This window comes from Methylobacterium sp. 391_Methyba4 (assembly GCF_029691625.1).
GTDB lineage: Bacteria > Pseudomonadota > Alphaproteobacteria > Rhizobiales > Beijerinckiaceae > Methylobacterium > Methylobacterium fujisawaense.
The window spans coordinates 6,499,052-6,512,093 of the sequence record NZ_CP121475.1; the positions used below are offsets into that span (position 1 = coordinate 6,499,052).

The following is a 13,042-nucleotide window of genomic DNA, read 5'->3' on the forward strand; positions in this document are numbered from 1 at the left end:
GGGAACGTTCGTGGAGGCAGTCGAGCGTGGCAAGATTTGATTTCACTGGCTACCTTCAACAACGAGATGATGCCATCGAGCGCAAGAAAAAGGCTGAGCGCGACAAGCAGCATCAAATCCATTTGACGTGGGTCGAGCTGTCTCGGGAGGCCGGAAACTACGTGCACCGCAATGGAAAGCGGTGCTCTGTCGAGAGTGAATTCCCGACTGTCACGATGCAGACAAGCGATGGACGGCGGATGCTTGTCACGGTCCGAGATCGTTCAACGTTTGGCTATCAGCAATCGTCGGAGGAGTTCGGGAGCCGCGTCTTGTCCGAGGAGCAACCCGAAGAGGTGAGTGGCGACCAAGCCATCATGGCCGCGATCGTCGAATGGTACGAGGCAACGGCTCAGCCCCGCGTCGTATAAAGCGAAGAGCCCTGAACGATGAGGCCGAGCCGCATCCTGGCTGCGACCGTTCTGCTGATCTCCAGCGCTACCGCAGCCGCGGCATGCCAGTGCACCGGCTGCGGCTGCAAGGGCGGTCCGGGCTTTCGAGGGCCAAACGGCCGGTGCGTCAGCTACAAGCAGCTTGACAAGGTGTGTGGATCGCCTCCGACTTCGAAGTGCGTCTTTGAGCACCACAAGCAGGAGTGCGACCACGAAGGTCCGATGCCGGACGAGAAGGGCATGGAGCACTACCGGCGAAGCATCCAAGGACTGACGCCGGGGACGCGATGAGCGGATCACCGAACGTCGAGGAGCTTATCCGCGCCACCTCTTTGGCGAATATCATCACTCTCAAACGCCCAAATGTCCGATTGCTGGATCCGAGTTTATCAAATAATTATGTCGCTCTCGTCAGAAACATCGAAGCGCTGCTGATTACCAGTCAAGACGCTGGGAAGCTTATGCTTCCAAATCTGTCCGCCTTCGCTAACGAAACAGTAGCAGTCTTCTCGGATTATGCGGGAGAGGGGTCTGGAGATTACTATACTTATTCATTTTTGATATGTGCATGGAACTTACAAGATTTCTTCCATCAGGAAATGGCAATCATCCGCGCCCGTTATGGATTGGGCACGAAAGAAATTGCTTTCAAAGATTTCCGTATGGGGCAGATGAGGGCGGCTCTGCCGCACTATCTCCGAGAGTTAAACAACAAGCTTCCGGGTCTCGTTTTCACGCTTGTTATCGATAAGCGCATAACCTCGGTGATCCATGAGAACAAGAAAGATGGACCTAAGTCGATCTCGCGCACGCTAATAGAAACTGGTTTCGGCAGCTGGAAACCTCCGGCGGCCGAAAAACTTATGCGAATCGTGCACGCCTCGGCCTTCTTTGTTGCCTTACTAAGCAAAGACGGTCAAAAGGTCTTTTGGATGACTGACAACGATGATATCTGTCCGGACACAGATGCGCATAAACGGCTCCTGCACGTTTTCAATCAAGTGCTTACTCTGTATGCAGACGGAAAGAAGAGCTTTCCTAGAGTCGGGGGGGCTCGGCCGTTTTCGGTTCGTGATGTTAAGACAACAGATTTGCTAAGCGTTGCAGACGTGACAGCCAGCTCTATGGAGCATTACCTGACACGCCTGCGTCGCAGCACAGATGGAAACGTACTTGTGAAAGAAGGATCCGATGAAGTTCTGCGCTGGCTTGCCTTCGATGGCATCGCTCTGAAGAAATTCAATATGATCATTAAGTACGACGATCGCGGGGAAATACAAATCGGAAATTTAGTTTTTAATGCGATAAAATACCCCGAAGGCACAGTGGCAGTTCCGATATACATGTGACGCGATTAGATTTTCGTCGGACTCGACAACGCGTTCCCGGCGGCCATTCTGCCGAGATGGTCCTATACGCGGTCGCTCATTTCAGCGGTTCCAGCGGCGATAGATGTTGTCATGCGGTCCAACGTCGACTGCCTCGAAGTGATCGTCCTCGACCTTTCGGAGGATGATCCGGTCGCCGCTTTGCGGGTCAATGATATGATAGCCAGGCGCGCCAGCAAGCGAACGGAAGTCCAGGCTCGGCAAATCCGGAGTGGCAGAGAACTTAGCGAGCGCTCGCACTGCGCCCCTCTTCCGATGTGGCGGCAGACGGTCCAACGCCTTCTTGAAGGCTTGAGTCGGCGTGATGCGAACGGTCACGCCACGGCGCCGAGCAGGTACGCCTCCAGAGCTTCAGGGTCGTCAAAAGACTGACCGCCGCGCGCATCGGGATCAAGCTCCGCACGCAACGCACGCAAGAACAGTGAGAACTCTTTGCCGTTCTCACGAAACCGATTGCCTAGTTCGGTGAATTTGCCTTGTCGCTTGCTAAATGCGGCCTGATCTGCTGCCGACATGCCTTTACGTGCGCGATCAATTTCCTTCTTGATCTTTTCAGCACTACGGATTTCGTCCTTGAGCTTCTTCTCATAAAGATCAACGAGCATGTTAGCGTCGCGAAGCTTGAACCAAGAGTTTTCTTCGTGAGCCGCTCGCCACAGCAGCGTGCGCAGCGCTTCACCGCGTTTGACCCATTCTGAGAGGTCACGCTCGCTCTGATCGAGGAACGCGTCGTAAGACTGCTCGAAGGCTCCGCTGCCAGCGGCGGCTGGCGGCGCGCCGAAAATGGCAGGCGGTTGCCACGTTAGATGATGCATAAGGTCGAGGAGCGCGGGATCAGGCAAGGCGGTTCTCCGGCCTGAGATATAGCACTCCGTTTGCAGCAGCGCATGTTGCAGTCGCGCAATCGCGGCATGCCCAGCTATGCTACCACCATGCGCACAACCCTGGCCGCCCTCATCCTCCTCACCAGCCCGGCCCTAGCTGCAGAGCCGATCGTGGGACGGCCCTCCGTCATCGATGGTGACACGGTGGTTATCCGCGGGACCCGCATCCGCCTCCACGGCATCGACGCGCCGGAGAGCGCACAGTTGTGCCAGAACGCTGCCGGCAAGTCCTACCGCTGTGGGCAAGTGGCGGCGCTCGCGCTGGCGGACCGGATCGGCGCGGCGAACATCTCGTGCGAGCCGCACGACACCGACCGGTACGGCCGCACGGTCGCTGTGTGCCGGAAGGGCGAGGAGGATCTGAACGCCTGGATGGTGAGCCAGGGCTATGCGACGGCCTACCAGCGCTACTCCCGCGACTATGTCGGGGCCGAGACCACCGCGAGAGCGCTGAAGCGCGGCCTCTGGGCCGGCACCTTCGATCCGCCGTCGGATTGGCGCCGCGCCAAGCGGGCCAGCGGCGTCGAGACCCGGCCGGAGATGGAGAAGTCACCGGCGACCGCTCCAGCCCCCGTACAGACCGCCTGCGCGAACAAGGGCAACATCTCGCGCAAGGGCGACAAGATCTACCACCTGCCCGGGACCCGGGACTACGACCGGACCGTGATCGACACGAGCTCCGGCGAGCGCATGTTCTGCAGCGAGGATGAGGCGAAGGCAGCGGGTTGGCGGGCAGCGCGAGGCTGATCGGATCCGATCAGCGGCGGCGGAGCGCTATCCCCGGTTACAGCCGGCGCGTGCCTGGACAACCACAGCGCGACGGCGGCAATCTCTGGTGGCTTGAAGATCGTCCATCGGCCTGCTTGCAGGTTGGTTAAAGAAGGCATGCCCTGGTGAGATTTGAGATTGTCAGTGTACGGAACGGTGTCAATGCTGGTGATTTGGAAATCGAGTACAATTGCACCGATTTGGATGCGGCTTATGCCAATGGCTCGACTGAGATTCAAATCTACAGGATACTAGAGCTTCGCGATCACTGGTCCGCTACTTTCAGCCTTGGAGCTGTTGGTCCGGGATTTCAGCCAAGTACACTAAGCATAAGTGATATGGAGCCGGGGTTGTACAAAATCGTTCGAGCCGGCACTCGGATGATGCAAGATCCGACTCGGCTTGTAGAGCACGAATTATCAGGTCAATTACATTTCGATTACCCAATCACTAAGTCGGACGAACTGGCTTCTCGTGAGATAGATAGAATACAAGCGGCACGTGCCGCTATTGTAACTCAGGAGATTGCGGTAGGGACACCGCCGCAGCGATCGCCAATCTTCACAACGGTGATCTATTTCTCAGGCATCCGATTGGACCATCCTTTTGTGCTGCCAGGTGTGAATATCTACCCGATCCAAGAGCCTCTTGGACCAGAGGGTATAGAGCAGCCTTTGTCGTCAGATCTCAGGTCAACATTGGGTGTTGATGTCGCGTTTGCTGACGCGATCAGGGACGAATATAAATCAGATAATAGGGTTTTTGGCGTAAAATTCTTCAGTTTGAAAGCTGCATCGATGGATCTGGCGAAAAAATACGCCGAGGATCGGGCCGAGCAGATAGCAATGCTAATCTCGCTTGAGCGTGGCGAGAAGGCAAAACACTGCGGAACGTTCATAAGTGACGGGCGCAGCTACGCCTTCTATCCGCTTTTCGACGGCTATCGTGGGAACATGGCAGCTCCGATGTTCTCAGACGAACACGCCGCCCGTGTTTTGCAATATCAACCAATCATCGAGCGATCAGAGTATGCGAAGCTTCTGTTGACGCTACTGAATGAGGCAGTCGGCGAGCGCGTGCCTTCATTTCAGTACTGGCGCTGCTGGCTTATCATCGAGCAAATCAGCAAGAAGCACGTCACGTCAGATGCATTAGTTCTGACACATCCTGACGGTTCGCAGATACTTAATAACGCAGGCAAGCCTGCGAAAACTGCGGGCGCGCGGGGTAAGGTTTACAAATACCTGATCGACACTGCATGGCCAGAAATGAGCCTGCTTAAGCCTGACGCGAGTGGAATGCCTCCTCTCGTTGAGGGGGCGCAGCCCGTAACGCCTGGGGCAGGGCAAACCAAGATCTTGCTCTGGGACGCGCTTGGTGCGGTCTATAGTATCCGCAACAAGGTGGCGCACACCGGACATGCCACTAGGTCTGCTCAGCCGTCGCCCGAGGAGATTCTAGCTATAGCCTTATCGGAAGACGGCCCATTTCTGATGAGCTTTCTGTATCGCCTCACAGCCAACGCGGTTTGGCGAGAAGTGAATGCGGAATGATGGAAGATCACGCGGCGCAGCATCTTGCCGTGGGTGTTCGTTCTTTTCGCGCAATTAGACACTGGGGATGCCCTCGCTGAATTCGTAGCGTGCTTCCGTCTGCGATCCTCTGTTCGTACTCGTGCGCACGGTTCGAGCCGGCTCCATCGTCCCCTCCTGGAGGCGGAAGCCCCTATAGGCGATCTGAATGGTGTGAAGGGCCGCGCCTCTACAGCCCGCAACGGCGGCGAGGGCCGGGGATGACCCATCGCCTACGGGCGCGTGACCTCCAGGGCCACGTAGTCCCCCTTCACGAAGCACTCGACCTTCAAGCCGCTGGCCCTCGCCTCCTTCAGGGTGCCCGCAGCTCGCGAGGCAGCGCGAACGCAGGAGAGCATCACTCCTGCGGCCTGATCCTCGGTCGTGCCGAGGGCGAGGCTGGACGTGCGAGCGATGAGTTGAGCGAACCCAGCGACCGAGCCCGGATCGTCCTTGCTGCCGGACACCCGGGAGATGGTCGCACCCTTGCAGTCGACGGAGAAGTTGGCAGCTTCCGGGTGCTGCATCTTGATCGCCGGGCCTATGCGGGTGCGGACCGATCCACCGACCTGGGCGGCAATGCGCGCCGCCACAGTGTCGCATTGGTCAGCGGCGGCCTGGGATGCCGATAGAGCGAGGACGGCGAGGATCATGAGGCGCATGCTGCAACCTGCCTCGCCGTCGTCACCGCGTCGAGGCTACACGTCCGTGAGACCGCGTGGAGGCGGGGTATACCAGTCCCGCTCTAGGTCCGGCAGCGTGATGCCCATGTCCGCCGTCATGCCGCCGCGGCCACGCATCTTGAGCGCGGTGGCCCGGACCTGCTGGCGACCGCTGCCGGTCACCGCGAGGCTGATCTGACCGTGGAAGCCCATGTCCTGGAGCCGATCCACGTGGCGGCCGAACTCCTCGACGTGCGCGCCGATGCTGCCGCGGCCGCTACCTGCCGCGCCGATGCCGCCAGCCGGCGCATCCGGAATTTCCAGGGCGCTGCCCCGGGGAATCGACCAGATAGCGCCATCGGGCATCCGCATCGTCCCATCGCCCAGATCCAAGCCCTCTTTGCCGTCGAGGCCGCGGACCAGTCGGGGCTCGCCGTCCGCTCCCTTGGCCGCGACCGCCCCGTCCTTCGCCATCGGAACCGGCTTCACCGTCCCGATGCCGTCCCGCAAGCCGATGCCGGCGCCCCTCCGGCCGTACCACGCGCCCCAACCCTCCTTGCGGGCGGTCCGAAGTGCGAAGTCGATCTGCTCCTTCCAGTACCGCGGGTCGCTCGCGTGGTGCCCGGTCTCCGCCGTGTAGCGGTTGCCCAGGCCGCCCGAGCGGCCGTAGTGGAGCTGAAACGGGCCGAAGCTGGCCGGCTTGCCGTTCTCGTAATCGCCCGGGGTGAGCCGGTTCGGGTTCGATCCGCGCAGGCCCTCGCTGTTGGCGATGCGCAGCGCGATGTCCGGGTCGATACCCTGCGACAGCGCCGAGGCGCGGATGTGGGCTGCGAACTCCGGATCGATGTTGCGCATGTCACGGGCGGAGATCCCGCGGCCACCGCCGGAATACGGCACCGCGCTCCCGCTGGTGACGCCAGCACCGCCGCCCGCACCGGCGATGCTCGACTTGCGGATCGTGCCCTCCAGGGCTCCGCCCGCGGCCCCCCCGCCGAAGCTGGCCTTCTGGATCAGACCTGAGCCTCCGCCGCCGGCACCGCCGCCCATGCCCTCGCCCGGCATGAAGTGGATCGGCACGAAGATGCCCTGGCGGAACTGCTCGTTGAGGCGCTGGAACAGCGTTTTGCCCTCGGCCTCGACCTCGGGGGCCTTCTCCTTCACGCCGTCCGCGATGCCCTTACCGACCTTGGTGCCGGCCTCCTTGCCGACCTCGTCCGCCTTCTTGCCCAGCACCATGTCGGGCAGGTTCGGGTCGAGGGCGCCGAGGAGCCCGCGGCCGATCCCGCCTTTGGTGAACTCGGGCATCTGCAGGGTGTCGTACTGCTTCGCGAGCTCGGCCAGCCCGCCGATCGCCGTGATGCCCAGCGCCCCCTTCGCCAGCCCGGCCAGCCTGCCGCCCTTCTTGGCCGCATCCGGCAGGGCCCCGCCGCCGTTCATGGCCAGCTTCGCGGCCGCCAGTTCCAGAGAGGCCGCCGACTTCGTGAGCGCCAGGGCCGAACCCATCAGGCCGAGCGTGCCGGCCGCCTCCGCGATCTTTCCGCCGGCCACGGTGACCGAGGTCCCGAGCGCGACGATCTTGGGATCCAGCTCGGCGATGTGCTGCTGGAAGTCGGCGATGGCCGTGGCCGCCCGGGTCAGTAGGCCGCCGCCCTCGCCGTTGTTGTCGAGCGACCGGCCCATGGCGGTCTCGACGTTCAGGCGGGTGTTCTCGATGCGCTTCTGGGCGCCGTAGAACCCGCCCATGACCGCATCGCCGATCGACTTGGCGAACCCCTCGGGGGTGTCCGCGATCTTCTTGCGGTACTCGTCGAACAGCTCGGGCTTCTGTGCGATCGATCCGAGCTTGCCGCCATGCTCCCGGGTGACCAGGGCGTTCAGCTGCGCCTGGGTCGGGTGGGCGTTGATGACGGCCCGCAGCAGGCCCTCGGTGTCCACCGACTCGGCCGCCATTTTGTAGAAGTCGCCGACCGTCTTCGCGATGGCGTGGGCGTCGGCCGCCTTGAGCTGCCCCTTCTTGTTCTTGTCGAAGCTCTGCCCGATGATCCCAGTCGCGCTGGCGGTGAATTTGTCCCGGTCCAGCAGGGCGTCGGGATCGTTCATCAGCGCCTGCAGGCGCTGCATCTGCCGGGGCGACATGTCCTTGCCGAACGTGCGCTTCACCGAGCTGCCGAGCCGGTCGGCGTTCAGCGCGTCCGGCATGCGCACGAAGTTCTTGTACTTCACGCCCATGGCGTCGAGGGCGGTCAGTCCCTGCTTCGAGGGGGCGATGAACTTCGAGGAGATGCCGCGCGCCGCGGTGCCGGCCTCCTCGCCGGAGTAGCCGGACTTCCGCAGCAGCGCGAAGATCGTGTCCATGGTCTCGATCGAGAACCCGGCGCCGGTCGAGGTCGCGCCGCCCATCTTGAACGCGGCCTGGATGTCGTGATCCTCGAGGCCGCCGACCTTGGCCGTCTTCACCGCCAGATCGACGTTGCGGCGCATGACCTTCGTAGCCGTGGCCGCGTCCTCGATGTGCTGGTTGGTCGAGAACACGATGCCTTCGAGCGTCTTGGCCGCGCTCGGAAGCTCGACGTTCATCGCCTGGGCGTAGTTCAGGATCTCCTCCACGAAGGGCTCGACCAGATCCTTGCGCACGCCCCGGCCGGCGAGCGTCCGCTGGGCGTGCAGCACCTGGATGTCGTTGAAGGTCGAGGCGCCGCCGAGCCGCACGGCCTGGTTGATCCGGCTCGACCGCTCCTCCTTCGTGAGCCCCGCCATGGCGACCTGCCGGCGGATCTCCATGTCGAACTCGGCGTAGGTGTGCTCGGCCGCCTTGGCCGTCGCGTCGATCTTGCCGCCGGCCACGACGGCCCCGGCGGAGACCAAGCCGCGGCGGGCCGCCGACCGCTCCTGATTGACCACGGCCCGCTTGGCCGCGAGGTCCTCAGCGGCGACCTGGCGCCGGAAGGCGGCGGCGGCCTGATCGGTGCTCCGCGCCAGCGTGCGCTGCTGCTGCTCGACCCGTGCCAAGTCCACACCATAGCGGGAGGCCGCGCTCTCGGCCGCCCTGAGCGCCGCCGTTTCGGCGCTGAAGGCCGCCGTCAGGGCCTTGGTGTCGTTGACGGCCGCACGATGCGCATCGCCGAGGCGCCGGACCTCGGCGGCGAGCCGCGCGGCCTGCGCTGCCTGTTCGCTGCCCTTGATGAAGGTCTGGGCCTTGCCGTACTCGGCCGCCGCCTTCTTCGCCACGTCGTACTCCCGGGCCAGCCGCGTCGCCTGCGCGCCGACTCGCTGCATCCCCTGCACCGTCGCCTCCAGCGGCTTACGGGCATCCATCACGGCCGCCGCCGCCTTGGCCGCCTTCGCCTGCTGCTCCCAGGCCTTGCTCAGCTTCGCGGCCTCGGCCGTGTACTTGGTCACGTCGAGGCCTTGCTGGATCGCCTTGGCGACCTTCGCCATCTCGGCCTCGACCCGCGACTCGGCGGTGATGAGGAGCTTTGCCTCAAGGGTCTTGGACGCCATGGCGGGTCCTCCTCAGTGCGTTCCGGGGGCGGTCGGGATCGAGGCGCCGATCTCGACGGTGGCGGTCTCCATGGCGACGGCCGCCGCCGCCAGTGCTGCCGTCTGGCCGTTCACGGCGGCTTCGAGCTTGGCGGATGCATCCCGCGCCGCATCGGTGTCGATCTCGCCGAGCTGCCGGAACACCGTGTTCAGGATCTGCTGCGACGAGCTCGGCTCGGGCTGGGCCGCGAGCACGGCGGCGGCGCGGGCCAGGGCCACGCCGACCTCGGACCGCAGGGCGTAGGTGGCGGGCACCTGGATGTTGCCGGCCTCGTCGATCGAGAACACGGCGCGGTCGCCTGCGAGCACGACCACAGCGAGGTGGTCCCAGGTCTCGGCCGGCGGCGGGCTCGCCTCAGCCTGCGGTGCGGGTGCGGGGGAATCGGTCAATGTCGTGTCTCCGGATGAGGCTGGACTGGGATCGCTCCGACCCAGGAGGACACCGCGTCGATCGTGCGCAGCTCCGGCGCCTGGCGAAGCAGCAGCACCGCTGCGTCGGGCGAGAGATCGAGGCGCAGGGCCAGGGCAAAGGCTACGAGGCGACGCTCCTCGGCCTCAGCCTCCGGCGCACCCATGATCGCATCTAGCCGGGTGTCCCGGCGGAGGCGGTAGGCCTCCGCACGGTCCACGGCGTCGAGGTCGTCGAGTTCGGCCAGGGTCACGCCACGCTCCGCAGATGCTGCGCGACTTGGGCGGGGCCATCGTCGCGCGGGGTGTCGGCCACCATCTCGAACCGCTCCAGCACCGGCCGGGCGAGCTCGGCAGGCTCGGGCAAGTCACGCTCGAGGTGCGCGAGGACGGTGTGGGGGCTGCGGAACTGCTCGGCGGTCACGAAGTCCTCGCTGTGGACGTCAAAGGCCGGCAGGCTCACGGTGTTCAGGAGCGAGGCCGCGGTCCACGGCGTCGCTATCGCCGCGCGGTAGCGGGTCCGGGTGAAGCGACGGCGCGTGCAGTTCAGCTGGCCACCGCGCCCCGCGACCTTCCCGGCATCTCCGGTGTAGAGGTAGCCCTGGTTCGGACGATTGCCGGCCTGGACCTCTGCCTGCTTCTCGGCCGGCAGCGGTTCGGCGCGGCCGTCGATCACCCACAGTGTGATCGGCTCCTGGCTGACGATCTCCTCGGGGACGTGAACGAGGCGGCGCAACTCGTCCTCGACCGGCGGGATAGCGCCGAACTCCGCCTGCAGGGACTCGGCCAACTCGCGGGCCACCTCTGCCTCGGCGAGGTCCCGGAGCAGGCCTCGCAGCGCCAGGGCGTGCCGGCGGTACTCGGCCGGGAGGCGCTGGCGGATGGCGTCGCACTTCGCCACGGCGTCGGCGTGCTGGGCGCGGCGCGCGTCCCGCTCCCGATCGTCCCGGACGCTGGCGATGCGGCGGGTGAGCGCTGCGGTCAGAGCCTCGGCGCGGTCGAGGTCAACGACGGCTCGGGCCTTGGTCGCCTGGATCTGCTCCAGCTCGGCGGGCGAGGCGTCGAGGATCCGCTCCCGATAGCTGGCCTCGGCGGCGTCCCGGTCTCGGGTGGCGGTCTCGATCTGGCCGCGGGCCTCGGCGAGGCCGGCGTCCAGGGCGTCGAGGTCGGTGCCGGTACGGGCGAGCGCCACGAGGTCGGTGGCGGGCTTAGCGGTCTTCCGGGCGGGTGTCTTCACGGGCGTGCCTTTCGGATGAGGGGCTGCGGGTGGCGTCAGGGCGACGTCGATTTCCACGGGTGAGGTGCGTCGACCGGATCAGCGTCCGCCCAGTAGGGCAGCCGGCGTTCGGCCTCCCGCCAGGCGTCCAGTTCGAGAGGGTGGCCGGCGAGGTCGGCGAGGGCCGCCCAGTCCGGCGGAAAGCCTGTCGGCTTGACGATACCGAGGGGGCCGTCGACCCCGTCCGGCGCGCCCATCGTCAGAGCGAGATCGCTGGCGGCATCAAACATCTCGGCCCGGGCGATGCCGGCGGCGGCGTAGGCCGTCTCCGGCGGGCCCTCCGCCGCCAGGACGGCGAAGGCGACCACGGCCTCGATGCGATCGAGCATCGCGACCAGCACGTCTCTGAGGTCGAGATCGCTGGCGGTCGGCTCCGGCTGCGGCTTGCGCTCGGGCCGGCGCTCCGGCTTGGCCTTCGCGACCTTTGCGAGGCGACCGGCCCGGTTAACTCCGCGGTCCTCGAAGCTGTTAAGTCCGAGGGCGTTCGACTTAAGCCAGTTAAGGGCGTCGGCGCGGTTAAGGCGACCGTCCGACCGTACAGGCAGGCCCCGCTTCACGTATTGCGAGACGCGCGCCCGAGAAATCGACAGCTCGTCCGCAAGAGCAGCCTTGGTGATGATCGTCATGCCGACCCCCAAGGACGGGCGGTGTTAAGTGCTTTTTGACCCCTGGCGCTAGCAGGGTCTCGCGCCTCTACCACCCGTGGTCGATCAGGGTCGGTAGGGTCCCTCGGTTGTTGCTCAGATGTCACGGTTTGGGAGGGTGGCAGGGCATCGGCATGCCCGCGGCCATCCCCGGAGACCCGTCCACCATCCCAGGGGTAGCGGGCGAGCGCGGTCATGGCCTGCCGTCCGCGATCGGGGCCACGCCTGCCGCCTTCAGCGTCCGCTCCATTGACGCCCGGGATGCGGAGACGCCTGCGTTGCCCCCGTTCATCGGCACGTGGGACGAGATCGCCGTCTCGTCCTGCTTCGCCACCATCCGCGCGAAGAACTCGCTGCGGATCTCCTGCAGGCTGCGGCCCTCGGCGAGCAGCTGCCGTCCAAGGCCGACCGGGAGGCTTCGGTCCACCGAGCAGGCCAACATCGACATCTCCGTGACCTTGGCGATGAGGCTGACCCGCTCCTTCACCTCGGCCAGGGGCGTACCCTGTGCGATGAACTCGGCGGCCAATTCGGGAGAGCCGTTGGCGACGCAGTGGGCTGCGATCTGTGCGGCCTCCGCGCGATTGTCGTCGCTCCACGGCTGTGGGTCCTGCGGGGCCGGCTGCTGCTCGGGCTGCTTGGCGGTGCGCGGCATAGGTCAGGCGTTCCCGCTGGGCCGCACACCCATCCGCGCGAGCGTCCGCTGCATGCTCGTCGTCGAGGTCCTGATGCAGTCGGACGAACCTGCCGGGGCCGGCTGCTCGCCCACTGGTGTGATGCCGGATCGGGCCAGGGTTCGGCGCATGCTGGCCGCGCCGAGCGCACGGGTGTCGATGGCGGCGGGGGCGGGCGCGGGCGGCGCCGGCGGCATCGGTGCGGGTGTCGGGCTGCCAGCCGCCGGCTCAGGCGCGGGCGCGGGCGCGGGACTCGTCGGGGCGTCCTCGGCCTCCGGCTCGACGCCATCGAACGTCGCGATGTTGGCCTGGATCTGGCGGATAATCTCTGCCCGCTCGGAGGTGGCAGCTTCACGCTGCTCCGCCTCCAGGTGGCCGAGGGTGCAATACGCCTGGCCTCGTTCGAAACTGTCGGTCAGCGTACGACGCGCTCGGATGAGTTCGGTGTCGGAGTACCCGGGCATCGGCGATACGTCCTGCTGCTTGGAGGGGTGGCACCCACGACGCTCGGGGCCTGAGTACCGAGCGCCGCAGGTGCCTCGCCAGGCGGTCGGACGGCCGCCCGGCGAACTGGGATCAGGCGGCCTCGCGGCGTCCGGCCAGCCCGAGGTCGGGCAGTTGCACACCGTCTGCGGTCAGCTTCGCCCGGACGGCTTGGCGCAGGAACTCGCTGGTGGTGATGCGGTGCTGGCGGGCGGCCTGGACGATCGCGTCCGAGATGCCGTCCTCCGCCCGGAACCGGACGAACTCCGGATAGGTCATGGAGCGTTCGGCGATCTTCATGGCGCTGTCCTCG

General features: G+C 65.0%; 15 protein-coding genes. 4 read left to right on the forward strand and 11 right to left on the reverse strand.

Annotated elements, in window-relative coordinates; translation table 11 throughout:
• The first annotated feature begins 26 nt into the window (after positions 1-26).
• Positions 27-410, forward strand: a complete 384-nt coding sequence (locus P9K36_RS30675) for a hypothetical protein (protein WP_278306371.1) — start codon at positions 27-29, stop codon at positions 408-410.
• Positions 411-718: 308 nt separating this feature from the next.
• Positions 719-1,780, forward strand: a complete 1,062-nt coding sequence (locus tag P9K36_RS30680; protein WP_278306372.1) for a hypothetical protein — start codon at positions 719-721, stop codon at positions 1,778-1,780.
• 81 nt (positions 1,781-1,861) lie between these two features.
• Here the strand turns inward: P9K36_RS30680 and P9K36_RS30685 are convergent, their stop codons facing one another.
• Together P9K36_RS30685 and P9K36_RS30690 are read right to left on the reverse strand one after the other, a co-directional pair.
• Complete coding sequence (locus tag P9K36_RS30685) at positions 1,862-2,137, reverse strand: hypothetical protein (RefSeq protein WP_278306373.1); 276 nt, start codon at positions 2,135-2,137, stop codon at positions 1,862-1,864.
• Positions 2,134-2,661 carry a hypothetical protein gene (locus P9K36_RS30690; protein WP_278306374.1) on the reverse strand — a complete coding sequence of 176 codons (528 nt, stop codon included), beginning with the start codon at positions 2,659-2,661 and terminating at the stop codon, positions 2,134-2,136. Before P9K36_RS30690 ends, P9K36_RS30685 begins: the two co-directional genes overlap by 4 nt.
• Before the next feature lie 69 nt (positions 2,662-2,730).
• Here P9K36_RS30690 and P9K36_RS30695 point away from each other — a divergent pair, with 69 nt between their 5' ends.
• Complete coding sequence (locus P9K36_RS30695) at positions 2,731-3,450, forward strand: thermonuclease family protein (protein ID WP_278306375.1); 720 nt, start codon at positions 2,731-2,733, stop codon at positions 3,448-3,450.
• A gap of 146 nt (positions 3,451-3,596) precedes the next feature.
• The gene (locus tag P9K36_RS30700) at positions 3,597-5,024 is read left to right on the forward strand and encodes a hypothetical protein (protein WP_278306376.1); all 1,428 of its coding nucleotides are present in this window, start codon (positions 3,597-3,599) and stop codon (positions 5,022-5,024) included.
• 251 nt (positions 5,025-5,275) lie between these two features.
• Here the strand turns inward: P9K36_RS30700 and P9K36_RS30705 are convergent, their stop codons facing one another.
• The 9 genes from P9K36_RS30705 to P9K36_RS30745 all read right to left on the reverse strand — a co-directional run bounded on the left by P9K36_RS30705 (position 5,276) and on the right by P9K36_RS30745 (position 13,029).
• On the reverse strand, positions 5,276-5,695 hold the full coding sequence (locus P9K36_RS30705) for a hypothetical protein (RefSeq protein ID WP_278306377.1): 420 nt from the start codon (positions 5,693-5,695) through the stop codon (positions 5,276-5,278).
• Positions 5,696-5,740: 45 nt separating this feature from the next.
• Positions 5,741-9,205: a phage tail tape measure protein gene (locus tag P9K36_RS30710; protein ID WP_278306378.1), complete on the reverse strand. Its 3,465-nt coding sequence runs from the start codon at positions 9,203-9,205 to the stop codon at positions 5,741-5,743.
• 12 nt (positions 9,206-9,217) lie between these two features.
• Complete coding sequence (locus tag P9K36_RS30715; protein ID WP_278306379.1) at positions 9,218-9,634, reverse strand: hypothetical protein; 417 nt, start codon at positions 9,632-9,634, stop codon at positions 9,218-9,220.
• The gene (locus tag P9K36_RS30720) at positions 9,631-9,906 is read right to left on the reverse strand and encodes a hypothetical protein (protein ID WP_278306380.1); all 276 of its coding nucleotides are present in this window, start codon (positions 9,904-9,906) and stop codon (positions 9,631-9,633) included. The genes P9K36_RS30715 and P9K36_RS30720 overlap by 4 nt, the downstream gene beginning before the upstream one ends.
• Entirely contained in the window at positions 9,903-10,889 is a 987-nt protein-coding gene (locus P9K36_RS30725; RefSeq protein ID WP_278306381.1) for a hypothetical protein, read from the reverse strand. The genes P9K36_RS30720 and P9K36_RS30725 overlap by 4 nt, the downstream gene beginning before the upstream one ends.
• Positions 10,890-10,924: 35 nt before the next feature.
• Positions 10,925-11,554 carry a hypothetical protein gene (locus P9K36_RS30730; protein ID WP_278306382.1) on the reverse strand — a complete coding sequence of 210 codons (630 nt, stop codon included), beginning with the start codon at positions 11,552-11,554 and terminating at the stop codon, positions 10,925-10,927.
• A 211-nt stretch (positions 11,555-11,765) separates the two neighbouring features.
• Entirely contained in the window at positions 11,766-12,227 is a 462-nt protein-coding gene (locus tag P9K36_RS30735; protein WP_278306383.1) for a hypothetical protein, read from the reverse strand.
• A 3-nt stretch (positions 12,228-12,230) separates the two neighbouring features.
• Positions 12,231-12,710 carry a hypothetical protein gene (locus P9K36_RS30740; RefSeq protein ID WP_278306384.1) on the reverse strand — a complete coding sequence of 160 codons (480 nt, stop codon included), beginning with the start codon at positions 12,708-12,710 and terminating at the stop codon, positions 12,231-12,233.
• Between the two features lie 112 nt (positions 12,711-12,822).
• Positions 12,823-13,029: a hypothetical protein gene (locus tag P9K36_RS30745; RefSeq protein WP_278306385.1), complete on the reverse strand. Its 207-nt coding sequence runs from the start codon at positions 13,027-13,029 to the stop codon at positions 12,823-12,825.
• Positions 13,030-13,042 lie beyond the last annotated feature (13 nt).